The 25,813-nt window shown below is 42.5% G+C and carries 25 protein-coding genes and 1 tRNA gene; 19 read left to right on the plus strand and 7 right to left on the minus strand.

Features of this window, described 5'->3' with window-relative positions; all coding sequences use genetic code 11:
- Positions 1 to 136 precede the first annotated feature (136 nt).
- Positions 137 to 210, minus strand: a tRNA-Ile gene (locus tag BUC10_RS09015).
- 59 nt (positions 211 to 269) lie between these two features.
- Complete coding sequence (gene mce / locus BUC10_RS09020) at positions 270 to 677, minus strand: methylmalonyl-CoA epimerase (protein WP_073178578.1); 408 nt, start codon at positions 675 to 677, stop codon at positions 270 to 272.
- Positions 678 to 782: 105 nt separating this feature from the next.
- Between mce and rbfA the strand changes: the two genes are divergently transcribed.
- On the plus strand, positions 783 to 1,175 hold the full coding sequence (gene rbfA, locus BUC10_RS09025) for a 30S ribosome-binding factor RbfA (protein WP_073178579.1): 393 nt from the start codon (positions 783 to 785) through the stop codon (positions 1,173 to 1,175).
- A gap of 2 nt (positions 1,176 to 1,177) precedes the next feature.
- Complete coding sequence (locus BUC10_RS09030; RefSeq protein ID WP_073178580.1) at positions 1,178 to 2,386, plus strand: FtsX-like permease family protein; 1,209 nt, start codon at positions 1,178 to 1,180, stop codon at positions 2,384 to 2,386.
- On the opposite strand, the gene dusB is transcribed toward BUC10_RS09030, so the two are convergent.
- Positions 2,383 to 3,375, minus strand: coding sequence for a tRNA dihydrouridine synthase DusB (dusB, locus tag BUC10_RS09035; RefSeq protein ID WP_073178581.1), 993 nt, complete (start codon positions 3,373 to 3,375; stop codon positions 2,383 to 2,385). The genes BUC10_RS09030 and dusB overlap by 4 nt on opposite strands.
- 51 nt (positions 3,376 to 3,426) lie before the next feature.
- A complete protein-coding gene (locus BUC10_RS09040; RefSeq protein ID WP_073178582.1) occupies positions 3,427 to 5,844 on the minus strand; it encodes an outer membrane beta-barrel family protein in 2,418 nt (805 codons plus the stop codon).
- 154 nt (positions 5,845 to 5,998) lie between these two features.
- On the opposite strand from BUC10_RS09040, the gene lepA reads away from it, so the two are divergent.
- Complete coding sequence (lepA, locus tag BUC10_RS09045; RefSeq protein WP_073178584.1) at positions 5,999 to 7,795, plus strand: translation elongation factor 4; 1,797 nt, start codon at positions 5,999 to 6,001, stop codon at positions 7,793 to 7,795.
- Positions 7,796 to 7,855: 60 nt separating this feature from the next.
- On the opposite strand, the gene BUC10_RS09050 is transcribed toward lepA, so the two are convergent.
- The 3 genes from BUC10_RS09050 to BUC10_RS09060 all read right to left on the minus strand — a co-directional run bounded on the left by BUC10_RS09050 (position 7,856) and on the right by BUC10_RS09060 (position 10,597).
- Positions 7,856 to 8,116 (minus strand): hypothetical protein, encoded by a 261-nt coding sequence (locus tag BUC10_RS09050; protein ID WP_073178587.1) that lies wholly within the window; start codon positions 8,114 to 8,116, stop codon positions 7,856 to 7,858.
- Positions 8,117 to 8,308: 192 nt separating this feature from the next.
- Entirely contained in the window at positions 8,309 to 8,611 is a 303-nt protein-coding gene (locus BUC10_RS09055) for a hypothetical protein (protein ID WP_073178589.1), read from the minus strand.
- A 159-nt stretch (positions 8,612 to 8,770) separates the two neighbouring features.
- Positions 8,771 to 10,597: a cation:proton antiporter gene (locus tag BUC10_RS09060; RefSeq protein ID WP_073178591.1), complete on the minus strand. Its 1,827-nt coding sequence runs from the start codon at positions 10,595 to 10,597 to the stop codon at positions 8,771 to 8,773.
- 217 nt (positions 10,598 to 10,814) lie between these two features.
- Between BUC10_RS09060 and BUC10_RS09065 the strand changes: the two genes are divergently transcribed.
- The 16 genes from BUC10_RS09065 to BUC10_RS09140 all read left to right on the plus strand — a co-directional run bounded on the left by BUC10_RS09065 (position 10,815) and on the right by BUC10_RS09140 (position 25,797).
- Positions 10,815 to 11,675 (plus strand): MBL fold metallo-hydrolase, encoded by an 861-nt coding sequence (locus BUC10_RS09065; RefSeq protein WP_073178593.1) that lies wholly within the window; start codon positions 10,815 to 10,817, stop codon positions 11,673 to 11,675.
- A 32-nt stretch (positions 11,676 to 11,707) separates the two neighbouring features.
- Positions 11,708 to 13,357 (plus strand): S8 family peptidase, encoded by a 1,650-nt coding sequence (locus BUC10_RS09070; RefSeq protein WP_073178595.1) that lies wholly within the window; start codon positions 11,708 to 11,710, stop codon positions 13,355 to 13,357.
- A 1-nt stretch (position 13,358) separates the two neighbouring features.
- On the plus strand, positions 13,359 to 15,197 hold the full coding sequence (locus BUC10_RS09075; RefSeq protein WP_073178597.1) for a M1 family metallopeptidase: 1,839 nt from the start codon (positions 13,359 to 13,361) through the stop codon (positions 15,195 to 15,197).
- Positions 15,198 to 15,270: 73 nt separating this feature from the next.
- Positions 15,271 to 15,672 carry a ribonuclease P protein component gene (rnpA, locus tag BUC10_RS09080; RefSeq protein ID WP_073178599.1) on the plus strand — a complete coding sequence of 134 codons (402 nt, stop codon included), beginning with the start codon at positions 15,271 to 15,273 and terminating at the stop codon, positions 15,670 to 15,672.
- Positions 15,653 to 17,278, plus strand: coding sequence for a S41 family peptidase (locus BUC10_RS09085; protein WP_073178601.1), 1,626 nt, complete (start codon positions 15,653 to 15,655; stop codon positions 17,276 to 17,278). The genes rnpA and BUC10_RS09085 overlap by 20 nt, the downstream gene beginning before the upstream one ends.
- 1 nt (position 17,279) lies before the next feature.
- Positions 17,280 to 18,476, plus strand: coding sequence for a hypothetical protein (locus BUC10_RS09090; RefSeq protein WP_073178603.1), 1,197 nt, complete (start codon positions 17,280 to 17,282; stop codon positions 18,474 to 18,476).
- A gap of 40 nt (positions 18,477 to 18,516) precedes the next feature.
- Entirely contained in the window at positions 18,517 to 18,852 is a 336-nt protein-coding gene (locus BUC10_RS09095) for a 7(1) septoil knot domain-containing protein (RefSeq protein ID WP_073178606.1), read from the plus strand.
- A gap of 56 nt (positions 18,853 to 18,908) precedes the next feature.
- A complete protein-coding gene (locus BUC10_RS09100; protein WP_073178608.1) occupies positions 18,909 to 19,487 on the plus strand; it encodes a Crp/Fnr family transcriptional regulator in 579 nt (192 codons plus the stop codon).
- A gap of 74 nt (positions 19,488 to 19,561) precedes the next feature.
- Complete coding sequence (locus BUC10_RS09105; protein WP_073178610.1) at positions 19,562 to 20,101, plus strand: NADPH-dependent FMN reductase; 540 nt, start codon at positions 19,562 to 19,564, stop codon at positions 20,099 to 20,101.
- Positions 20,102 to 20,112: 11 nt separating this feature from the next.
- Positions 20,113 to 20,526, plus strand: a complete 414-nt coding sequence (locus tag BUC10_RS09110; RefSeq protein WP_073178612.1) for a nuclear transport factor 2 family protein — start codon at positions 20,113 to 20,115, stop codon at positions 20,524 to 20,526.
- Positions 20,527 to 20,531: 5 nt separating this feature from the next.
- Positions 20,532 to 21,260: a GNAT family N-acetyltransferase gene (locus tag BUC10_RS09115; RefSeq protein WP_073178614.1), complete on the plus strand. Its 729-nt coding sequence runs from the start codon at positions 20,532 to 20,534 to the stop codon at positions 21,258 to 21,260.
- Between the two features lie 13 nt (positions 21,261 to 21,273).
- Complete coding sequence (locus BUC10_RS09120; protein ID WP_073178616.1) at positions 21,274 to 21,825, plus strand: DUF7010 family protein; 552 nt, start codon at positions 21,274 to 21,276, stop codon at positions 21,823 to 21,825.
- Positions 21,826 to 21,925: 100 nt separating this feature from the next.
- Positions 21,926 to 22,876 carry a DUF2157 domain-containing protein gene (locus BUC10_RS09125; RefSeq protein ID WP_073178618.1) on the plus strand — a complete coding sequence of 317 codons (951 nt, stop codon included), beginning with the start codon at positions 21,926 to 21,928 and terminating at the stop codon, positions 22,874 to 22,876.
- Positions 22,873 to 23,928 carry a DUF4401 domain-containing protein gene (locus BUC10_RS09130; protein ID WP_245812805.1) on the plus strand — a complete coding sequence of 352 codons (1,056 nt, stop codon included), beginning with the start codon at positions 22,873 to 22,875 and terminating at the stop codon, positions 23,926 to 23,928. The genes BUC10_RS09125 and BUC10_RS09130 overlap by 4 nt, the downstream gene beginning before the upstream one ends.
- On the plus strand, positions 23,925 to 24,413 hold the full coding sequence (locus BUC10_RS09135) for a GDYXXLXY domain-containing protein (RefSeq protein WP_073178623.1): 489 nt from the start codon (positions 23,925 to 23,927) through the stop codon (positions 24,411 to 24,413). The genes BUC10_RS09130 and BUC10_RS09135 overlap by 4 nt, the downstream gene beginning before the upstream one ends.
- 34 nt (positions 24,414 to 24,447) lie before the next feature.
- Complete coding sequence (locus tag BUC10_RS09140) at positions 24,448 to 25,797, plus strand: amidohydrolase family protein (protein WP_073178625.1); 1,350 nt, start codon at positions 24,448 to 24,450, stop codon at positions 25,795 to 25,797.
- Positions 25,798 to 25,813 lie beyond the last annotated feature (16 nt).

Below are 25,813 nucleotides of genomic sequence, written 5' to 3' on the forward strand. Positions count from 1 at the left end.
CGTCAATACTTCAACGTAAGAATTTTCTTATTAGTATGGATTCTGGTTAAAACCGAAGGATGAAACTGACCACAGCACTTGAACCGAGCGATTGCCCTAAACAAAAAATCCCAAAGAATCATCTTTGGGATTTTTGTGGTCCCACCTGGGCTCGAACCAGGGACCCCCTGATTATGAGTCAGGTGCTCTAACCAACTGAGCTATAGGACCCGCAAAATTGCGGATGCAATATTACCACTTATTTTCCTTCATCGCAAGGTTTTGAAGTCCTAAGCCTCTTTTATTTCCTGACAAAGCTCCACCAAAACCCCATTGGTGCCTTTGGGGTGCAAAAACGCCACCAGCTTATTATCAGCCCCTTTTTTTGGTTTCTCGTTCAAAACTATAAAGCCTTCATCTTTTAATCGGATTATCTCTGATTCTATATCTTCAACCGCAAAGGCAATATGGTGAATCCCCTCTCCCTTCTTTTCAATGAATTTGGCAATGGGACTTTCGGGTTTGGTAGCTTCCAGTAATTCAATTTTGTTAGGGCCTGATTTGAAAAACGATGTTTTCACACCTTCAGATTCCACTTCTTCCACCTTGTAGTGTGTTACTCCCAGCAATTTGGCAAATAATGCATTGGAGTCTTCCAAGTTCTTCACCGCAATCCCGATATGCTCTATCTTATCCATATTTTTGATTTCAAAGTTCTTGTTCTCGACATATAATAGTCAAAATTACACACAGTATTTCTTTCCATTAATGAGGTTCGTCATTTATTCCGTTATTTTGCACTTATGGAAACACAAAGGCAGAAGAAAATAGCGGGAATCATCCAAAAAGATATTGCGGATATCTTACAGCGGGCCGCTACGGATGGTGGGTTGAAGGGCACCTTGATTTCAGTTTCCAAGGTTTATGTAACCACAGACCTATCCATCGCGAAAATATATGTAAGCATTTTTCCCAACAAAAGTGCGGAGCAATTGCTGCAGGGCATTCAATCGAATCAGGGTCTTATCAAACATGAACTGGCCCAACGCACCAAAAATCAGCTTCGCCGTGTGCCGGAACTCAATTTTTATATTGACGATTCCTTGGAATACATTGATCAAATAGATAAGTCTTTAAAGGGCGGGGAGAACCCAATCGAAAATAGGGACTTGCTGGATAAACGTAAGAAATCCTGATTTTGAGCTTTCCCTTTTATATCGCAAAACGCTACCTACGTTCCAAAAGCAGTCAAAATGCGGTAAACATTATCAACTTTATTACTTTTTTGGTCATCGTAATTGGCTCTGCGGCACTTTTTATAGTGCTTTCCGCCTTTGCCGGTCTTAAAACATTCAGCCTCTCCTTTACCAACACCTTTGATCCGGATCTGAAAGCTTTGCCCGTTACTGGCAAATACTTTTCCGTCACCCCTGAAGAGGAAATTGTATTGGGAAAAATCAGCGGGCTTGCTTCTTACTCAAAGGAACTGGAAGAGCGGGCCTACCTCACTTTTAGGGAAAAAGGGGATTTTGCCTTTATCAAGGGAATCGATGAAAACTACAGAAAAGTAACCGGGGTCGACAGTACCCTTTATTTTGGAAGTTGGGGTGTCACACAATATAATGGCGTAATGGGAATTGGGATTTACAACACCTTGGGAGTACCGTTGGACAACTACCAAACGCCAATGATTATCCTTGTGCCCAAACCCGGAAAGGGATCCATTACACAGCAAGGCCTCAATGCCAAACCATATAATGAACTGCCCCTTGTGGTAAGCGGAGTGTACGCAGTGGAAGAGAATCTGGATAAAAAATATGTCTTTGCCCAACTACCTTTGGTACAGGCCCTCTTAGAAAAAGACAGTACCCAAGTATCTGGGGTAAACTTCAAACTAAGTGGGAAGGTTGCTTCAGAAACAGTTCGTGAGGAAATAAAAACCGTATTGGGAGATAAGGTCTTGGTTCTTAACCGACAAGAACAGAACAGTACCTTGTATAGAATGCTCAACACGGAAAATCTGGCTACTTATCTCATTTTCACCCTAGTTCTCATTATTGCTCTGTTCAATGTGGTTGGCGCCATAATTATGATGATTTTGGACAAGCAGCAAAACTCAAAGACCTTGTTTAGTTTGGGAGCCACTATCAAAGAACTTCGTACCATTTATTTTACCCAGGGCCTATTGGTAACCTCGTTGGGCGGACTCATCGGGGTACTTATTGGTTCATTGTTGATTGGGTCACAGTTGCTTTTTGGTTGGCTCAAAATCACACCTTCTTTGTCTTATCCTGTGGAGTACGATTTTATGAATGTACTGGTGGTGCTGGTTACAATAGTAGTATTAGGCGTAATTTCTTCAAAAATTGCAAGTAGCAGAATCAACAAGCGGTTGATTACATCTTAGGCAAATTGAAAATCTCCAAACTTTTCCAAAACCTCGTCAAAGGCAGCAAAGACATCTGCCGACTCATCGCTGGTCACCATTTTCATTCGGTATTCCTTAAAGTGGGGTATTCCTTTAAAGTAGTTGGTATAGTGTCTTCGAGTTTCAAAAACACCCAGTTTTTCTCCCTTCCAGTCAATGGCCATTTGAAGATGGCGTCTAGCGGCACTAACACGCTCCTCCATAGTGGGTGATGCCAAGTGCGTCCCCGTTTTGAAAAAATGTTTTACTTGGTTGAAAAACCATGGGTTACCAATGCTGGCCCTTCCGATCATGGCTCCGTCCAACCCAAACTCATCCCGCATCTTTACAGCAGCCTCAGGAGTATCCACGTCCCCATTCCCAAAAACAGGAATATGCATTCTCGGATTGTTTTTTACCTGGGCAATCGGTTCCCAATTGGCAAAACCTTTATACATCTGCACACGTGTTCGGCCATGGATAGCAATAGCTTGTATCCCCACATCTTGAAGGCGTTCTGCAACCTCAACAATCTTAATGGAATCCGAATCCCATCCCAAGCGGGTCTTTACGGTTACGGGCAGGTGGGTTCGTTTTACAATTTCTTCGGTCAGCTTCACCATCAAAGGGATATCACGAAGAATCCCTGCCCCTGCATTTTTACTGACTACCTTTTTAACCGGGCAGCCGAAGTTAATGTCTATAATATCCGGGTTGGATTTTTCAACAATATCCACTGCTTGCAACATGGAATCCAGTTCCGCGCCAAAAATTTGAATCCCCACCGGTCGTTCCTTTTCATAAATATCCAGTTTGATGACACTTTTGGCCGCATCCCGAATCAAGCCTTCGGAGGAAATAAACTCCGTGTAGACCACATCCGCTCCCTGTTCCTTGCAAAGTGCACGGAAGGGCGGGTCACTAACATCTTCCATGGGCGCAAGAAGCAGCGGGAATTCTGGGAGTTCTATGTTTCCTATTTTGGGCAAATGTTTGTTTTTTTGGATTGCAAAAATACAAAATACCCGAAATTCAGCGATTTAGTCCTCCTCTAGTCGGTCCCGCTCCTTTTTTTCAATGTCCCTTTGGTTATCCTGTAACCTAAAGTTTCCAAAGTTATAGGTAAAGCCAACCCTAATAAATTGGGTCTCGGGACGGAATTTATAAAAGTTGTCCTGGTTAAGGTATCTAGATGTGTAGGTTGGATTATATCGCTCCAAAAGGTCTTCTGCCGCAATGGAAACAATGGCCCTGTTGTTAAAAAACGATTTGCGCAATCCAATGGTAAGGTTTAACTGTTCATCTGAGATAAAGGAACCAAATAGAAAGTTGGAAAAATAGGTCATGGTAAGCTCCCCGGTAAGTGTCTTGTCCTTGGAAAGCGTAAGGTAATTGGCCAAATAACCATAAAAACCATCAACCTCGGCCGTGTATTCCTGATTGCCGCTCTCAACCGCCAAAAACGTTTCCTCCTCATGAAACAAAGAAGTGTACGCATATAAAAACCAAAAAGGAAATATTCCTTTACTCACCGTAAAGTCGATTCCATAAGATTTACTCCCTTGTACGTTTTGCTGTAGATCCACCAATGTTTGGTTTTCGTTGTCCTGAAAAACCAGACCAGCTATATTTTTTCCATTGTCTCTATAATAAACATCAAAAAAGAATTCGCTGTTTAGGGTGTAGTTCAAATTAAAGTTATTGCTGAAACTTGGCCTCAACCTAGGGTTTCCCTCAACAAAATCGCTTTCATTGAAAAAATATCGGAATGGATTTAAATCGTCATACTTGGGCCTATCCACATTCCTTCCATAATCAAATGAAAATGAATGGTTATCCGAAGGAGAGTAGAGCAAGTAAATGGATGGGAACGCCTCAAAAAAATCTTGGGTTATGGTTTCATTAAGGGTCAGTGATGTTCCTGCAGCATCTGTCAATTCGCCCCGCACCCCCAATTTCATAGACCACTTATCCCAGTTCTTGACCATACTTACATAGGCCGCATACACGTTTTCGTCATAATTATAGTTATCCGATAAGGACGCATCTATAGTGTCGTCCGTGCCAGTGAAATTGAAGAAGTCCAAACTGCTTTCTGAGCGAATGGAAGAGGCTTTAAGTCCGGACTCCAACGAAGCATTCCCCAAGGGTGTTGAGTAGTCTACCTGGCCTGTATAGATTTGAATATCCTGCCCAGAATCAGTGTCGAATCCAAAATTGCGTAAAAATGCCCCTCCATTATCAAAATAATTGGAAGTTAAGTTCTGGGTTTCCTGTGAATCATAATAGGTGTAATGGCCATTGAATGAAAGCTTGGCGCCAGGCTTTTTTAATCGGTGTACATAGCTTAGGTCGAAAGCAAGATTGAGATTGTCCGATTGCCCAGTACTTTGCGTGACAAATGTGGAGTCCAACTGATTTAAACCATTTCTAATCTGGGCACCTAGATTGATTTCTTTGTCCCTATTTGGATTGACCAGCAGGTTTGAACTAAAATTTAAACTATTGCGATCATCAAAATCATAATCCAATATAAAACTCGCATTATGGGCTTGGGACCGATAAACTTGATCATAGTTGGAGGTCCATCTTGAAAAGATGGAATTGGTGTCATCAACAAAGTTAACACCCTTGTTGGTCTTTTTAATTTCTTTCTGTGGGCTTATCCTATAATTGGCAAATAGGTTTAGCTTTTCCGTTTTGTAGTAATGACTCATTCCCAAACCAAACTTGGGAAAAACGGCCTGCGTGTAGCTTCCATTAATACTTCCCTTGTATCCCGGAACAATGTTTTTGCTGGTTACAATGTTTAGGATGGGCCCACCATCCGCTTCATAGCGGGCTGGCGGATTGGATATTACCTCTACCGACTTGATATTGTTTCCTGAAAACCCTTCCAGAAGGTCCTTGATCTCCTGTCCAGATAGTTGTACTTTCCGGTCGTTTAAATATACCGTAGCGGTCTGCCCCCTAATTTGTAAGTCCTCCTGATTTACGATCACGCCAGGGGTGTTCCGAAGGATGTCCCAAGAACTTCCTTGGGAAACCACAGTGTTTTCCACCGAAAAGACCAGTCTGTCTGTTAATCTCTGGAGCGTTGGCCTTCTGGCAGTTACGACCACCTCATCAAGGTTATTGGCTTCAAGTGGAATAATTAGTGCCCCCAAGGAAACACTCTTGGCAATATCCAATGCTCTTGGCTCAGAACCTCTTCCCACGTAGCTCGCTTGCAGCAAATATAGATTGGGCACTACCCCTGTAAGTTCAAAAAACGCATTTTCATCCGCCGATGTTCCCATCACAAAAGTGGAGTCCGATGCCTGCAATAGTAAAATGTTTGCGTATGGGATGCTATTGTTCTCCTGATCTACAACCTTTCCTGTAATTTGAAACGTTTGCCCAGAAGTACTTTTAGAGGTCAAAAAAACCAATAAAAAAATGTAGGCAAGGTGTTTCATTTAGTCTTGGGGTTGAATATCAAATCTAAGAAAATATTTTAGAGGTCAATGGCCAGTACGTTCCGCATATTTACAAAAAACCGCATGCTAGGCGCCTAAAAGACCTATATTTGCAGTTGCCTAAAGCCCCAATATTTTACGGGCATCAGTTGATATGGAGAAGATTAGAAATTTTTGCATCATTGCGCATATAGACCACGGAAAGAGCACCTTGGCAGATAGGCTCTTGGATTTTACCGGTTCCGTTACCGATCGGGAAAAGCAAGACCAGTTGTTGGACAATATGGATTTGGAGCGCGAACGTGGAATTACCATAAAGAGTCATGCCATTCAAATGGAGTATGAGCACCAGGGCGAAACCTATGTCCTTAACCTTATTGACACACCTGGGCATGTGGATTTTTCCTATGAAGTGTCACGTTCCATAGCTGCCTGTGAAGGTGCGCTTTTGGTGGTTGATGCCGCTCAGAGCATCCAAGCGCAGACCATTTCCAATCTGTACCTTGCTTTGGAAAACGATTTGGAAATCATTCCTGTATTAAATAAGGTTGATCTTCCAAGTGCCAATCCGGAGGAGGTTACGGACGACATTGTAGATTTGTTGGGCTGTTCCCCAGAAGAGGTGATTCCGGCAAGTGCCAAAACGGGGATTGGGATCGAAGATATCCTCACCGCTATTATTGAAAGGGTTCCGGCTCCTGAAGGCAATCCCAAAGAACCATTACAAGCCTTGGTTTTTGATTCTGTATACAACCCGTTTAGAGGTGTTGAAACGTATTTCAGGGTAATTAATGGTGAAATTAAAAAAGGCCAAAAAATTAAGTTTGTCGCAACCAATAAAGACTATTTTGCAGATGAAATAGGCACCTTAAAATTAAACCAAGTTCCCAAGCCCCTTATTTCCTCAGGAGATGTGGGTTACCTCATCACCGGTATCAAGGATGCCCGAGAGGTAAAGGTCGGGGATACCATAACAGATGCTGCCCATCCCACCCAAAATGCGATTGAAGGCTTTGAGGACGTGAAGCCCATGGTCTTTGCGGGAATTTATCCCGTGGACACCGAAGACTTTGAAGAGCTTCGTTCGTCCATGGAAAAACTGCAATTAAATGACGCTTCCTTGGTCTTTACTCCCGAAAGTAGTGCGGCCCTTGGTTTTGGATTCCGCTGCGGTTTTCTTGGGATGCTGCATATGGAGATTATCCAAGAGCGATTGGAGCGTGAGTTTAATATGACCGTCATTACCACGGTGCCCAACGTAAGTTATCATGCCTTTACCACCAAAGACCAGGAAAATGTGGTTATTGTGAACAATCCTTCCGATCTTCCCGATCCATCAACCTTGGACCGGGTGGAAGAACCCTATATCAAAGCCACTATTATTACCAAGGCCGATTTTGTGGGCAATGTAATGTCCTTGTGCATCGAAAAACGGGGTCAGATCACAAACCAAACCTATCTCACCACGGAACGGGTAGAGCTCACTTTTGATATGCCCCTGGCCGAAATTGTATTTGATTTTTACGATCGATTAAAAACAGTTTCCAAGGGTTACGCTTCCTTTGATTACACTCCCATTGGAATGCGTTCCTCCAAACTGGTCCGAGTGGACATACTTCTGAATGCACAACCTGTGGATGCCCTATCAGCTTTGGTTCATTTTGACAATGCCCATACCATAGGGAAAAAGATGTGTGAAAAGCTAAAGGAGCTTATCCCTAGGCAGCAGTTCGATATTCCGATTCAGGCGGCCATAGGCTCTAAAATTATCTCTAGAGAAACCATTAAAGCTTTACGTAAGGACGTTACCGCCAAATGTTACGGTGGGGATATTTCACGTAAAAGAAAACTGCTTGAAAAGCAGAAAAAAGGGAAAAAGCGCATGCGCCAAGTTGGAAATGTGGAGATTCCTCAGCAAGCATTTATGGCCGTGCTGAAACTAAATGACTAACACCTAGGACAAAACAAAAAAACCGGATATTCAATCCGGTTTTTTAGCCATTTCGTAATATTAATTGCAATCGGCAATAACATCTAACTGGTTGATGAATGTATCAAAGGAAACACCATCCAAATCAACGGTTTCCTCTTGTCCATCAGTAGTTGCGGTAAGTGTTCCGTCCCCATTGTCGCAATATTCGGTTGAAGTGTTCACTCCCAACAATTCTATGGAGCAGACCCTGCAGGATCCACCTCCGTTGTCATCATCTTTTGAACATCCAGTAAATAATACAGTTGCAATTAGTGCCGTAAATAAGACCCCTTTTTTCATAATGCTTTGATAAGGTTAAAGTTTTGATTCTAGGATAGAACGCATGAATCGCAACTTCATTCCAGACAAAGTCCTCAATGTTGCGAAAGCCTTAAATATTGTGGCAAGAGCAACTTCCATGGCACAATTGGAATGCTTATTCGAAAGAAGGCTCAGGTTTTGGGGAATCCTTATATTGGAGAACCATTCGGCTTAACTTCCAAAATCGGGAATGCCCTTGCACCCCTCGGCCACAAAATCCCTGGCCGTTTTGTCCTCCATCTCTCCTGCCTGGATTGTCTTTACCTCAATCCCTTTATAAAACAAGGTATACGTGTCATCCATATTGTTGCATAGCTCCAGGTCAAACCCGGCCTGATCCTTGCAAGCATAACATATCTCAGAAGTACTGACTTCAGGGTTAGCCAATCTGTCCTTTGCCAATCGCTCGGCATCAATAGAGCATGAACCAGCCACAAAAATGGCCAATACTCCATTTAATAGTACTCTTTTCATAATAAAAGATTTAGGTGAATCGTACTGTTTTTAGGTTGGCAACCTAGTATGGTCTAGCATTAAACCTATGGCAGAATTGATGGATGGCCGTTTTCAATTGACGGATAACCATTTATAACCAAATTTGTGCTTTTTAAAGGGAAGTATTTGTTGGACTGTTTATTGCTCACCCAATTTTTTGCCAAGATATACCATTTTATAGCCCTCTTTTTTGGGATTGAAATCCTTATAGTCCAAAGGCATCATATCTATGACACCATCTGGTGACTTGGTGAAGATGGGGATGATGTCCGTATCCTTCCCCGCTTTTTGAATCAATGCATTGTAATGGTCCTTATCCTTAACACCTATTTCATGAATGGTTGGATATTTCTCCGACGTTTCGGCCAATTTGATAAAATCATAACTGGGCGAAAAAAGTCCATTTTGAGGAAGGCTCTCAGGATGGTTGATTTCCTCGGTGCTGGCCAAACGGAATGCCCCGTTTTCTCCGAACTGCTTCTCAAATTTATCCAATGCAAAGGTGTTAATATCTGTGTTTCCGGTAAGGGCAATCAAATACCCCATATCGTTCAACTCAATGTTGTCCGTTAATGTATCGGAATAAATATTGGCCGCAATGGCTTCCAAACCTGTTTTCTTTGCTTTATCCACATTGGTTTGGTTGTTGTCAATAAGCACCACATGTCTATTATTGGCTCTTAGATAATTACCAATTAGGCGAGAAACCTTGGAGGCGCCAATGATCAAGATTCCGTCTGATTTCTTTAAGAACACCCCAACGACTTTGGCAAAAAAACGAGCGGTAGTGGCGTTCAACAAAACCGTCCCCAAAACAATCATAAACACCAAGGGAGTAATATATTCGGCCCCTGGTTCTCCCTTGGCCAACAGTTTGGAACCAAAAAGGGAAGCAATACCTGCGGCGACAATACCTCTTGGGCCTACCCATCCAATAAACAGTTTTTCATTAAATTTTAAATCTGACCCCCAAGAACTAAGGAATACGCCTATAGGACGTATCAAAAACACAATGATGGCAAAAAGTATAGCGGTATTCCAATTGAATATCAGCTTAAGGTCGGTTATGTTAATGTTCGCCGCCAAAAGGATAAAAAGTATGGAAATCAACAAGACACTAAGTGATTCCTTAAAATAGAGCAGTTCCTTTAAGTTGGGCAGGTTCATGTTTCCAAGAACCATTCCCATCACCACCACCGCCAATAATCCTGACTCGTGGGCAAAAAGGTCGGACTCCACAAACACCAAGAGCACCACCGAAAGAGACACTACATTGAGCAAATAATGGGGTATAAAGTTCTTCTTGATCACAAAGCCCAATGCATGGGCAAAAGTGAATCCGAACGTAGTGCCAAACAATAGAATTTTTCCGAATTCTATCAGTGCAGTTTTGGTGAACGCCTGTCCCTCTCCAACACTAATAAACTCAAAGACCAAAACCGCTACCAACGCACCAATTGGGTCGATAAGAATCCCCTCCCATTTTAGTACCGTAGAAACATCTTTCTTTAATGGAATATTTCTGAGGATAGGGGTTATCACCGTTGGGCCGGTAACAATGATCAATGCGGAAAAGAGAAAGGAAATTTGCCAAGTAAGGCCAAAGATATAATGTGCAGCTACGCCCGCGCCAAAAAAGGTGACTACCGTGCCAACCGTTATCAATTTGGTAATTACCGGGCCAACATTTTTAATTTCGGCCCGCTTTAGGGTCAGGCCGCCTTCAAAAAGTATGATGCTAATGGCCAATGAAACGAAGTAATACAGGCCATCTCCCGGGAAAAGTCCCTTAGTTCCATTCCATACGGGTTCAATAAGTTTACTCCCATCTTCGGTATAGAGGGTTGCAATGGGTCCAACCAAAAGACCTATGAGGATAAGGGGTAAAATGGCGGGTAGCTTTAACCTCCAAGCCACCCATTGTGCAATGATTCCAAGAATAATGATTCCCGCAAGTTCGAGCATTAAACTAGTTTTGTTGAAATTTAATGTTTTTCTTCCACATTGAACTGAATCTTTTATGCCAGCAGATTAACAAAGTCATGGTTTGGTCCCATCAACCAATATTTTGGAAAGGCAGGTGCAACCAGTGGATTTATGTTAAAATAGGGCTAATAAACCAGCGTCATTTAACAGATTACGTCCTGCTTTTCTTATTTTGCACGTCATTTCCTTTTTCTGAATGACTATTTATCCCGTTGAGACCGGAAATTTTAAATTGGATGGGGGCGCCATGTTTGGGGTTGTCCCAAAATCCATTTGGAGCAGAACCAACCCAGCGGACAACAACAACATGATAGATTTGGCCGCACGCTGTCTTCTGATTGAAGACGGGCAAAGGCTTATTCTTATTGACAATGGTCTTGGGAACAAACAATCTGAAAAGTTTTTCAGTTATTACTATCGATGGGGTAACCACTCCCTTGATGCTTCCTTAAGTGCTTTGGGCTTTCATAGGGATGATATCACGGATGTGTTTTTGACCCATTTGCATTTTGACCATTGTGGAGGGAGTATCCAATGGAATACGGACAGAACAGGGTATGAGCCCGCCTTTAAAAATGCCAGGTTTTGGTCCAATAAAGACCACTGGGCTTGGGCAACCAGTCCTAATGCCCGGGAAAAAGCGTCCTTTCTCAAAGAGAACCTTATCCCGATGGAGGAAAGCGGACAACTCCAGTTCGTTAAACGAAAAGACACCTTTCAAGCTGATTCGGAGTTGGGGTTTGGTATTCTTTTTGCAGATGGCCATACAGAAAAACAGATGCTGCCCCATATCATATATAAAGGAAAGACCATAATATTCGTGGCGGATTTGATTCCGACCGTAGGCCATATTCCCTTGCCGTATGTTATGGGATATGATACTCGGCCATTGAAGACTTTGGAAGAGAAATCAAAATTTTTAAATAGCGTTGCAGAAAACAACTATCTCCTTTTTTTTGAACATGATGCACACAACCAATTGTGCACCTTAAAGCAGACAGAGAGAGGGGTGCGGTTGGACGAATTGTTTTCTTTCGATGAAATATTCAATTCGTAATAAAGTTTTACATTTCAATAAATATCATTCATATGAATCGTAGTCACATTAAATTTTACTTCACTTTGTCAGCTGCCTCCGTACTCCTCATGGGATGCAGTGCCACAACCTTGGTGTCAACCCCAGTTGAAAATATTGATGCTGTTCCGCTTAAAGTTTCGGAACTAACGGAGTCCCAGAAAAAGACCTGGGGCCATGCTGACCTCATCACAGATACCATCCCAGGAATGAGTGTGGACAAGGCTTACAAGGAAATCATCAAAAACAAAAACGGCAAGACGGTAATTGTAGCTGTTGTGGATTCAGGAATAGATATTGACCATGAGGATTTGGATGACGTACTCTGGACCAACAAGGGTGAACGACCCAACAATGGTATTGACGACGATGGCAATGGCTATATAGACGACATCCATGGATATAATTTTTTAGGTGAGGCCTATAATGAGCAACTCGAATATGTTAGGATGCTTCGCCTCGGCGTTGGAGACGCCTCCGCAAGGGCCAAAGCAAGGCTAAAACTGGACGAAGAATATCCAAAAGCACTTCAAAACAAACAACAGTATGAGCAGATTTTTCAGGTGGTTAAGAACGCTGATGCCGCTGTGAAGAAAGAGCTTGGTAAAAGTGTTTACAGTAAAAAGGAACTTATGGCCCTGGAGCCAAAGTCCGAGGAGATGAAGCAGAATATTGCCGTACTTACCCAGATGTTTTCTTACGGGGATGATATTCCAAGTGTGATGGACGAACTTTCCGAAGGGATCACCTATTTCACGGACCAAGTAAATTATAATCTAAATAAAGATTTTGATGGTAGGGAGCCAGTAGGCGATGACCCTTACAGTCTCACGGACACAAAATACGGTAATGGCAACCCAAAGAACAGGGTGGATACCGAAAGCCATGGCACCCATGTAGCCGGCATTATCGCTGCCGAAAGAAACAATGGCAAAGGAGTCAATGGGGTGGCAAAAAACGTAAAACTCATGAGCCTTCGCGCTGTTCCTAATGGGGATGAATATGACAAAGACATTGCGATGGCCATTCGCTATGCTGTGGACAATGGTGCAAAAATCATCAATTGTAGTTTTGGCAAGTCTTTTTCTCCAAATGCACAATGGGTATACGATGCCATCAAGTATGCGGCCTCCAAAGACGTTTTGATTGTTCATGCAGCAGGAAACGATGGCAGCAACTTGGATGACGCTGAAAATCTGAACTATCCCAATGATCATAATTTTGGGGCTTTGGAATTTGCCGACAACGTTTTGACGGTAGGAGCGCTTACCAGTAGCTACGGCTCAAAAATGGTGGCCACTTTTTCCAATTATGGTCAACAAAATGTTGATGTTTTTGCCCCCGGTGATGCCATTTACTCTACATTGCCCAACAACAAATATGACTTTATGGGAGGAACATCGATGGCGGCACCTGCCGTAGCCGGTGTTGCAGCACTCATTCGTTCGTATTATCCCCAATTGTCCGCAGTACAGGTTAAACAGGTTATCATCGAATCCGGATTAAAATCAAAGTCATCCATAATTGTGTCGGGAGACCCTTCCAATGCTTCCACATTTGACAAAATCTCGAAATCAGGGAAAATGGTGAATGCCTTCAATGCCCTTTTATTGGCGCAGAGTATTTCAAAAGGAAAGGCAACCCTTAACCGCAACACCAGATAAGATGAAACAATTTAAACTATTACTTTTTTCTGTTTTGGGTGTGCTCTCGGCCACAGCTCAAAATGGGTATTGGCAACAAGAGGTGGACTACATCATGGAAGTTAATATGGATGTAAACACCTTTCAGTATGAGGGCTCCCAAAAACTGACTTACACCAACAACTCTCCAGATGAGCTAAGCCGCGTATACTACCACCTTTTCTTTAATGCCTTTCAGCCTGGAAGCCAAATGGATGCAAGGTTGCAAAGCATTAAGGACCCTGATGGGCGAATGATGGAAAATGGTAAAAGTAGAATCGCATCCCTTGCAGAATCGGATCAGGGTTATTTGCATGTTCAGTCCCTATCGCAAGATGGTGTCCCTGTCACTTTTTCAGAGGAAGGAACAATTTTGGTCGTTGATTTACCTAAACCAATTCCCTCGGGCGCGAAAACAACATTGCAAATGGAGTTCAAAGGTCAAGTCCCCCTGCAAATAAGACGTTCTGGGCGAAATAGCTCGGAAGGGGTTGCCTTATCTATGAGTCAATGGTACCCAAAAATGGCAGAGTACGATTTTGAAGGGTGGCATGCAAACCCATACATAGCTCGTGAATTTCATGGGGTTTGGGGCGATTTCGATGTTAAACTAACAATAGACAAAGACTATGTAGTGGGTGGATCAGGGTATCTGCAAAATCCACAAGAAGTTGGCCATGGCTACGAAGCTCCAGGAACCAAAGTGAAAACCAGGGGCAAAACATTGACCTGGCATTTTAAAGCACCCAATGTTCATGACTTCATGTGGGGGGCAGACCCAGATTATATTCACGATACCCTAGAAATGGAAAATGGGCCTACGCTCCATTTTTATTACAAAAATGACCCGGCACTTGTTGAAAATTGGAAAAAGTTACAGCCTAAGACCGCAGCAGCCATGGAATTCTTTAGCAAAAACATTGGCAAATATCCTTACGACCAGTATTCCGTGGTCCAAGGCGGGGATGGTGGTATGGAATATGCCATGAGCACCTTGATTACAGGAAACCGCTCCTTTGGGAGTTTGGTAGGGGTAATGGTTCATGAAATGGCTCATTCCTGGTTCCAACATGTCTTGGCCACCAATGAATCCAAACACGAATGGATGGATGAGGGTTTTACAACTTTTATCAGCAGCCTTTGCATGAACGAGATTATGGAAGAAGGAAAGGACAACCCTTTTGAGGGTTCGTACAAAGGGTACTACGCATTGGTAAATTCGGGCTTGGAAAAACCCCAAGCCACACATGCGGATAGATTTGCTACTAATTTTGCCTACGGAATATCGGCCTACAGCAAGGGTTCCATTTTTCTGTCCCAACTGGGCTATGTCATCGGACAGGATAAATTAATGGAAACCGTGCGTAAGTATTATGAAGACTTTAAGTTTAAGCACCCAGTGCCAAACGATATCAAAAGAACCGCTGAGAAAGTATCCGGAATAGAGCTTGGTTGGTACCTTACAGATTGGACACAAACCACAAACACCATTGATTACGGAATAAAGAATGTTGAATCTGATGGCAATAGGACCAAAGTGACCTTGGAGAGAATTGGCGAAATGCCAATGCCGATAGATCTTTTGGTAGCCTATGCCGACGGTACCCAAGAAACCTATTACATCCCGTTGCAGATGATGCGGGGTGAAAAAGACAATCCCTATACAAGTCTAAAGCGGACAGTGGCGGACGATTGGGCGTGGGCTCATACCACCTATGACTTGGTGATCGATAAACCTATAACTGAAATTCAGGCCATGGTGATTGATCCCTCGCAACTTATGGCAGATGTAAATGGGGAGAACAACGTGTATCAGCCTTAGTTGCTATAGCTTACTTTAATAGCATTAATGGGGAACCCTGCCATTTTTGGCGGGTATTCTATAGTAATTGATTATGGACTTTGGAAAACGCTTTTCCTTTGGGAAAAATGAGAAACTAAAGGGCAAAGTGACTTTTGAGGCACTTTTTTCGGAAGGAAAAAGTATCAGTGCGTTTCCTTTGAAGTTGATTTACCTTAAAACCGATGTTCCCCAAGATACGCCCTTCAAAGTGGGGGTTGTTGCTCCAAAAAAAAAGTTTAAAAGTGCGGTAAAGCGCAACCGCATAAAACGTCTGCTTAGGGAAAGCTATCGGCTAAACAAGCACCTGCTTTTTAACAATGTAGAGGGAAATTTTGCGTTTCTATTTTTATACCTTGGGAACAAGATGCCCAATGCCGAAGAGGTAAATAAAGCTGTAGTAATGCTCATGTCCACATTTCTAAAAAAGCAATCCAATGAAAAAACTAATACGTAAACAAGTACTCATACCCATTGTGGCCTTGTTCATTTTGGTAGGTGCAAGTAGTTTTAAAAGTGATTTTTTTGAGATTGCCAAGCAGATTGAAATCTTTACCACCCTTTTTAAGGAGCTGAACATGAACTATGTGGATGAGACCAATCCCGCTGAGCTCATGGATTCCGCTATCAAGAATATGCTGGAAGAGCTTGACCCCTATACCCGTTTTCTAAATGAACAGGATGTTGAGGCCTATAAAATCAACAACGCTGGAGAATACTCTGGGATTGGTGCTTTGGTAAGGTCTTACGAAAGCAAGTTACTTATTGTTGAGCCCTATAAGGACTATCCTGCGGACAAGGCCGGACTGAAAGCTGGAGACGAAATTATCAAGATTGGAGATATCAAGGTTTCAGATTTTGATGACAATGCCAGCGAACTGCTTAAAGGGGCCAACAACACAAGTGTGGACATTACCTTTGTTCGTCAAGGGCAGACCAAAACCGCTACCTTAAAACGAGAGGGTGTGGAGGTTGATGCGGTTCCTTTTTACAGTATGATCGACGAGAATACAGGTTACATTGTGTTGTCAAGGTTCAATAGAAAGGCATCGAGTCAGACCAAGGCCGCCATGCAAGATCTTAAGGGCAAAGGTGCCGAAAAATTGGTGTTGGACCTTCGCGGAAACCCTGGAGGTCTGCTGTCCGAAGCCATCAATGTTACCAATTTGTTTGTGCCGAAAGGCGAGCTTATCGTTACCACAAAATCAAAGGTCAAAAAGTTCAACCAGGAATATAAGACCAAAAATCAGCCAGAGGATTTGGATATCCCCTTGGTCGTTTTGGTCGATGGCAGAAGTGCTTCTGCTAGCGAGATTGTTTCAGGTGGCTTACAAGATTTGGATCGTGCTGTGGTTCTTGGTGCACGAAGTTTTGGAAAAGGATTAGTGCAACGTCCTTTGAAGCTAACCTATGGAACCCAGCTTAAGGTCACCATTTCAAGATATTACACGCCTTCCGGGCGATGCATTCAATCCTTGGATTATTGGAACAGGGATGAGGAGGGAAATGCCGTGCGAAATACTAAGTTTAAGGAGTTCACCACTAGAAACGGCAGAAAAGTTCAGGACGGCGGTGGCGTAATGCCAGACATTGAGATTGCCTCCATTAAAACCAACAGTTTGGTAGATGCCCTGAATCAGAACAATATCATCTTCGACTTTGCAACCGATTTTTATTATGATAATGACTTCGGTTCGATAACCGATTTCAATTTTTCTGATTCAAATTTTGCGGCTTTTAAGAATTATGCCAAAAACCAGAATTTTTCATTCCAAACAGAGACTGAAACCCTTTTGGAGGAATCCATGAACAGTGAGGAACATTTGCTGGGACCTGAAGTACAGGAAAAATACAAAGATTTGTTGTTGGCGGTCAACAAGGGTAAAATCTCAGCTTTGGACACCTTTAAAAGGGAAATCCAAAAAAATCTGGAGGATGAGATCATTAAACGTTATTTCTACCGGGAAGGATTGTACCAATACTACCTTACCAATGACGACGCCATTCTATCCGCAACTGCACTTTTAGCGGACCAGAACAGATACAAGGGTATTTTGAAGTAAGATGGGCAGGAGGTCTTACTTGTTTTTAGCCTGCGCTCTTTTGGGGACGTTTTTAAATGCCCAAACAAAATTTGAGCTCTCCAAAATTCACGACTCAATTTCTGTAAACGGTACTACAAATGAATCCTTTGCCCTTTATCTTCCAAGTTCATTTTCACAAGAAAGCTTAAGTCCAATTGTTTTTATTTTTGATCCAGCTGCAAGAGGAACTGCCGGCATCAAACCCTTTATTTCTGCTTCGGAAAAGTACGGGCATATCCTAGTGTGCTCCAATAACTCCAGAAATGCGCCCTACGAAGTAAATTTTGCTATTGCCAACAATTTATTCAATCATGTTTTTTCCAGTTTCAATATCAAAGAGAACCAAATGTATGCATCAGGTTTCTCCGGTGGCTCGCGCCTGGCTACTGCTATAGCTTCCTTAACAAATATGTTTGATGGGGTAATTGGTTGTGGTGCCGGTTTTTCGGGTTCACAGGAGCACATGCCTGCGACCCATAAATTTTCGTACGTGGGGATGTGTGGGGACCGGGATATGAATTATACGGAAATGATAGAGAACAAAAACTACTTGAACCTTATTCAATTTAATAGTACCCTAATTACCTATGACGGAGAACATGATTGGCCTCCACCTCAACAAATGCTAAGAGCGTTTGATTGGCTCTATCTTCAGAGATTAAAAAGAAAAGAGCCCCCTCCTTTATCCGATGTTTCAAACTATCTCGCTGCCGATTATGAAATGCTAAAAAAATTTCGTGATTCCAACCAAATCTTTTTTGAGGCGGAGCAGCTTGAGCGTATGATTAAATCATATGAAGGAGTACTAGAAATAGACAGCCTAAAGCAACAGTATACCGCCTTAAGGAATTCCAAGCGGCTAAAAAAACAGCTTGCCCACTTGGAACGTTTGTTGGAAACGGAAAGAAATTGGATAATTAAGTTTAGCTCGCAGTTAAACAAGGACTTGGAGAATCCCAAAAAAGTCAAATGGAGTTGGTGGGAGAAGGAGCTGGGAAAACTGGGAAAACTGCGTTCAAAGAATGATACGGAAACAGAGAAAATGATTTTCCGAGTTCGGTTTGATCTTTTTGTCAGGCTACATTCCAGACAGAACCCACAGTTATTTCAGCAGAATTCCGAAAAATCGGAATTTATTAAGCAGTTTTTAAGCTTACTTCGTTCCTCTGCTTCCTAAGTGGCATGGTTTTGGTTCCAATCCATCTAAATCTTAGGTCATGAAATTTGCTGTTCTTATTGGTTTTCTTCTATGTTGTTCTCTCCAAATTTCAGCACAAAAAATATTTTCCGTTGATGCGGATTATAAAGCTGATGTTAAAGTTTTTGTGACTGACCGCGATTATAAGGCTGACCTTCTTGTCTACAAGGTGGATGCAGATTACAAGGCAAGGGACAACAGGGGTTTATGGTTCTTTACCAATGCCGACTATAAAGCTGATAAAAAAGTGTTCTTTGTGGATGCCGACTACAAAGCAGACTTAATCATCCATGTAGTTGATGCTGAATATAAGGCCCAATGGAAAGATTCTTCCCTCCAACATCTGATGTGGTAGTTGGAAACGTCAAATTACCTATCTTGAGTGAAACTATCTTCTGTTCGTAAAAACCAATGGATGCTGTTGATCAGCTTATAGCGCACCTTAAAGAATCGATTCCGGTAACCTCTGAAGAAGCCATAGGTCTCCGAAAACATTGTTCGGTTGTGGAACTTAGGCGAAGGGATGTGCTCTTGTTTGCAGGGGAAACCTCCAAACATATGCGGTTTATATCCAAAGGATGTCTACGGGCTTATTATATGGATTCGGAGGCCAAAGAACATATAGTTCAGTTTGGAATAGAGGGGTGGTGGATAAACGACCTGTATAGTTACCTTAGCCAAACCCCGGCGAAACAGTTTATCCAAGCGTTGGAACCGAGTATTGTAGTTCAAATTCAAATAGAGCACCTCAATCAACTATTCCATGAAATTCCCTCTCTGGAGCGATTTTTTCGATTGAAATTTGAAAAGGCCTACGTAGCTTTTCAAGAGCGCACTATGGATGCCATGAGTAAAACTGCCGAACAGCGATATCTGGAATTTCGGTCCAAGTATCGAAACATCGAACAGCGGGTTCCCCAGTATATGGTCGCTTCCTATTTAGGTATCACACCTGAATTTTTAAGTTCCCTGAGAAAAAATATCCCATAATCCCTCTTTCTTAAGATACCTTAAGATTCATCGTTTGGAACTTTGGAAACTTTGTACCCTAAAACAATGGTACAATGAAAAAGATACTTGCATTTACAGGTAGCAACAGCAAAAATTCTATCAATGAAAAACTGATGTCCACGGCACTGAATACCATTCCTTCGGAACAAATAGAAAGAATAGTACTGTCCGAAGTGGACCTTCCCATTTTCAGTTTACAGGAAGAGCAAAAGGGATTTCCAGAGTCACTCAAAGAACTTTTTAAACAATTTTCCCAGGCAGATGGTTTTATCATCTCATCTCCGGAACACAATGGTTTGCCAACTGCTTTTTTGAAGAACATAATTGATTGGATGTCCAGGATAGATCAAAAATTCTTTGGAGAAAAACCCGTCCTTTTGCTGAGTACCTCCCCTGGGCGAAATGGTGGTGCCTCCAATCTAAAGGTGCTGGAACAATTACTGCCCATTTGGGGTGGAAATCTAACCGGAACCTTTGCCTTGGGAAGTTTCAGCCACTCTTTTGATCAAGATAGCATGCAAATCACTGATGCCAAACAGGCAATCAAACTTGAAAAGTCCGTGCAGAACTTTTTACAAATACTTCACTCATAAACACGTATATCATGAAAAAATCAAATCAAAACATTCAGGTTGTAGAAAACTATTTTAACGCCTTCCAACAAGGAAAGATTGATCAAGTCTTGGATTCGTTTCATGACGATTGTCTTATTGTAAGCGTAAAGGATGAAAATCGCCCCAAGAAACAGTTGCATGGCACCTATAAAACCAAATCGGAGGCACAACAGTTCATTGCCAACATTGTGGATTTGTTCGATACTAAAAAATTTGAAGTAGAGCGAATAGTTGCCCAAAATAACATTGTGTTTGCCAATGGTTCTTTTGTCCATGAGGTGAAGGCCACAGGAAAAATGTTTGTTAGCGACTGGGTCCAGCTCAGCGTTATTGCGGATGGTAAAATCAAGGAGTATAGGTTCTACGAAGATTCTGCCGCCTTTGTCAAAGCCTCTGCAGTTTAACATCTATGGAATCTTTGAATAAAGATATCGTACACCATCTGTTCAGTTTTTGGAGCGAAATTGGGGTCAATGGCGGTTTTACCTTTGAGGAAAAAGGGTATACCGCCACCCTAGCCCCTTCCTTCTCATGGCCCAGCAAAATTTTCTTCTTAAATAGTCAAAAAATAGATTTTTCCCGATTGTTCCAAGATATGAAGGACGGAGTTCTGCCAAATTCCCTATCCATTATGGATAGTCCGAAACTGGCCAATGAATTAAAACGTTTTGGCTTTCAAAAAACATCCTTGGTCAAGGCAATGTGTTTAGAGGTGCCCAAAATCCCTTTTCAAGAGGTTCAAAATGATATTACTGTCGTTGCAAGTTCCAAACACGCCCAAGAATTCGCCGAAGTTGCTTCCAAAGCGTTCGGTTATAACATTCTTGGTGGCACCATAGAGCCGTTGCTCAACAACAATAGGTTTCGCTTATATTTGGGCAAGCAAGATGGCCTTTATGCTAGTTGCGGAATCGTTTACTTTGATACCAGCGGCAATGCAGGAATCCATATGATTGGTGTCCCAAAAGCCCACAGAGGATTGGGATTGGGTAAAACAATGGCGCAACACCTGATCTCCGTAGCAAGCAACGCGGCTACCAAAAAAGTGTATTTAGTAGCTTCGAAAATGGGAGAACGGATATATGCGGGAATGGGTTTTGAAGCTTATGGGTCACTATTAAGTTTCAAAGCCCACTAGTAAACTGGTATATATGATATCTGAAAAAAACTCTTTAGAGGAGCAACGCACCGACTTTTCCAAAGGTAAATTTATGGCCACCCCTTTGGCCGGTCTTATTGTTTGGGCCTTGGTTGGTCTTGCTGGTCTTGTTCTTCCTGTTAGAACTGCGGTTTGGGTTCTTTTCCTGAGCACAGGAAGCATTGTGTACTTGGCAATGTTCATTTCTCGCTATACTGGAGAGCATTTTCTGGCCAAGAACAAGCCAAAAAACGAGTTCGACACCCTCTTTTTCTATACGGTGGGCCAAGCGGTCTTGGTCTATGCCATTGCCATCCCGTTCTTTCTAGTGGATCATACCTCGCTTCCCATGACTGTTGGAATTTTGCTTGGGAGCATGTGGATACCTTTTTCTTGGATCATCAAACATTGGGTGGGTCTGTTCCATGCCATAACTCGAACGATTCTTGTTCTTGTGCTTTGGTACGTTTTTCCGGAACTTCGGTTTGTCGTGATTCCATTTGCCATTATGTTGGTTTATTTCGCAACGCTGGTTATTCTGGCAAAACGTCCTATCCCAAACTGAGAAAAAACTGCAATTGGTAAGCACTTAGCGTCCAACTGTAAAATAGCCGTCCAAGAACTGGCTCCTTTTTGCTATATTTCCATAGACCTAATCAAGTCCAATGCAAAAAATAGGGCGCGAAGACATCCAAATTATTGCCAAGCACAGTAACTGGTCAAACGAAGGCGTTTCAAAAGCTCTGGAAGACCATGTGTATCATAAAGCCAAGGATTGGCATCAATTCCTTAAGTGGTTGTTTTTGGGGCTGGGTATTTCATTCGCAGTGGCCGGCGTCATTTTCTTTTTCGCATATAATTGGGATGACCTCCACAAATTTGTAAAGCTTGGCATAATTGGTTTCTTGACCATAGCTTGTGTTTTGGGAGCGCTATTAACAAAGACCAAGCCCCCAATCAAAAAAATGTTGGTCACCGCCGCCTCCATACTGGTTGGGGTATTGTTGGCCGTATTTGGACAGGTGTACCAAACCGGCGCCAATGCCTACGAGCTATTTCTAAATTGGACCTTCTTTATTGCTTTGTGGGTGGTCATTGTTCATTTCGCACCTTTATGGACGGTTTTTGTAACCCTTGTCAACGTTACCATAGTGCTCTATTCGGAACAGGTGGCCCATGGATGGTCAGGGGTATTTTTGTTTACACTTCTATTTTGGGTCAACACCATAATTTTAGTGGTGTTCATGTTGGTGGGCAAGTGGCGCGAATCCCTGTATCTTCCTACTTGGTTTACACATCTATTGGCCCTTGCGGCTATTACCTGTGCTACTCTAGGAAATGTAAATGGCATTTTTGATGCTGTGGATAGTTCTTATTACCTGCTGACTATGACAACCCTACTGGTCTATGCTGCTGGAATATGGTATGGCTTAAGCCATAAAAGTCCCTTCTATCTTTCCATAATAGCCTTTAGTCTTATTGTTATCTCTTCGGCATACCTTATTCGTCTTTCAGATGATGCTGGAATGTTTCTTATTATCAGCCTATATATCATTACAACTATAACCTTGGTCATCTGGGCTTTGATCAAGCTGCACAAAAAATGGAATCCATGACACTATTACATTCCATTTTGGAAAACGTAAAGAACTCGGAGGGTGAAGCCTTCGTTTATGACGAAAAGGCCATTGAAGAGGCCATTGAAAATAGGAACAACGAAAAATCCAATATTGCCATTAAGGTGTTGTCTGTGTTTGGCGGATTTATGGCCGCTTTGGCCTTTTTAGGATTTTTGTTTGTCTTGGGAATCTACGATTCCGCAAGCGCTATGCTGGTTATGGGAATGTTGTTTTTGGCAGGAGCGATTGCACTGAACAAATTTTTTGACCGTATTATCATTGATACCTTTAGTATTTCCGTTTACGGTATTGGACTTGCCTTGGTCATCTTTGGTATGGCCGATATGGGCATGGACGAAGATGTTATTACGTTAGTCGTCATTGGAATCGCCATCATCAGCTTGCTGATTGCCCAAACCTATATGTTGTCCTTCCTTTCCGTTGTAACCATCGCCGTTGGTGTTATGGTGCTCATTTTTTCCAATGACTCTTATAATCTTCTACATGCCTATGTTTTTGTCTATACCCTGGCCCTCGCGTGCTGTTTTTTGGGAGAGGGGTGGTTTCTGGCCACAAATAAGAAATTGGCCAAATTATACGGTCCCATCCGAATCGGTCTAATCATATCCCTTCTAATGGGGCTTATTGCATTGGGAAAACGTGATTTGGTCCCGGAAGCCCATGGCTACATTTGGTTATCATCCTTACCCATAGCCCTTTGCATCCTATACCTGGTGTACGATATTATTGGTGTTTTGGGAATTACACAAACACGCACTAAAGTGCTCATTTATGCCTTAAGCGTAGCCGTTTTAGTGCCTACTATTTTGGCCCCTTCAATTGCCGGTGCCATTCTAATCCTGTTGTTGAGTTTTAGGGTGAACTATAAAACCGGAATGGTCATCGGAATCGTTGCTTTGGTCTACTTTGTGTCGCAGTACTATTATGATTTGAACTTCACCCTTCTTACCAAGTCCATCATCCTGCTTTGTTCTGGAGTTGCCTTTTTGTTCTTCTACCTCTTCATCTCAAAAAAAACCAACCCATGAACACCCTCCAAAAAATAGTAATCTTGGTGAATTTGGTTGTGGTTGTGGCTCTTTTCACTCGCTCCGTCTTTCAAAAAGAAGAAATCCTAAGTGGCGGGAAGCTTGTACTGCTAGAACTGGCACCTGTTGATCCCCGTTCCCTAATCCAAGGTGATTATATGCGATTGAGCTATGCCATTTCTAGGGAGGTGGATTTTGATAGCATTTCCAAAAATGGGTTTTGTATCCTACAACTTCACCAAAACGGAACGGTGGATTCGTTCCGCCTGCAAGAAGGCCTGGACCCCCTAAGTGAATCTGAATACCCTATTCGATATACAAAGGCCAGGTGGAACAGCATCAACATCGGTGCTGAGTCCTATTTTTTTCAGGAAGGTCAAGCAGAAAAATATGAAAACGCCAAGTACGGTGGAATCAAGGTAGACGGAAAGGGCAATAGCCTGCTCTTTGGGCTCTATGATGAGCATTTGAATTTAATCGAATAAAACTATTAATGGCCTTCGCTTAAAACCAGTACATATGAAACGTTTTCTATGGTTGCTCGTTGTCCCATTTCTATTTGCATGTAATTCCAAACCAGCAGATTCTTATGACTTGGTAATTTCTGATGTAAATCTCATAGATGGGACGGGAAGAGGCGTTCAAAACGTATCTATCGGTGTAAAAAATGGGATAATTAGTGCCATTGATAGTTCATTGTCCGGCGTAAGCACAACCCATATCGCCGGCTCGGGAAAATACCTTATTCCCGGTTTGTTCGATTGCCATGTGCACACCAAAGATTTTGAAACGGATTTTCCAAGGCTGATGCATTACGGGGTAACCTCCATCTTTGTTCCAGGAGGCGGGGGCTGCACCAATCAGTATTTTAAAGCCATGCGCGATAGGGGTAATCAGGACAGCATTCCAGCTCCCTATGTGTTCCATACGAGTCAACATTTCTCTATGGAAGGACGTCATCCGTCCAAGACATATCCTTCCCCGGATTGGAGAGATGGCGAAACTATTTTCTACCTAAAGGACACCATACAGATTGAAAAGCTGGTGAAACAAGTAGTGCAATATCCCATTCAGGGCATTAAATTGACCATAGAAGACGGTCCCGCCCCACCCTTTGTGGAGCGCATTCCACAAGAACTTATCAATAAGGTTACCAAGGAAGCCTCCAAATACGGGGTGGAGATTTTTGCCCATGTCAGCGACAATATAGAGCTGGAGATGGCCATTAAGGGTGGGGTGCAAAATCTGGTTCATTTTACAGGAGTAAATATTGACCCACAGGACAAGAATCAAATGGAGCTTTTGGAGCAGTTCAAAAAAAGAAATCCATATTGGGTTACCACCTTGGTGATAGACAAGTCTTTTCTTTATCCCATAAACCCTGAATGGTTTGAAGCTGAAACCATGCTCCAGGCCTATAAAAATGCGGTATATGAGTTAACGCCGATACGCGTTAAACTCGGTAACATGTATGTTTCAGTGTTAATGGAGGAATATGGCTTAACCGAAAACAGCCTCAGTGCTTTTATGGTTCCCCAAGTGAAGGACGTCAAATTTTTAAGCGAGTTTGGTATCACCATGGTTCTGGGAACAGATGCGGGCAATGACTTTAATTTTTATGGGCATAGTCTTCACGAAGAAATGCAGCTTCTTGAACTGGGGGGCATGGAGCCGCTGGAGATTATTAAAATGGGAACCTTAAATGCCGCCAAAATGATGAATGCACAAGACAGTTTGGGTTCCATAGAACCTGGAAAAATTGCAAATATGGTGTTGCTCAATAAAAATCCGTTGGAAACCATTAGCAATAGTTTGGACATCAACACCGTCATTAAAAAAGGGACGATTCAGCAGCGATTGGAAGAATGAATCGACCACTCTAAAC

It is taken from the genome of Flagellimonas flava, assembly GCF_900129665.1.
GTDB classification, from domain to species: Bacteria; Bacteroidota; Bacteroidia; order Flavobacteriales; family Flavobacteriaceae; genus Flagellimonas; species Flagellimonas flava.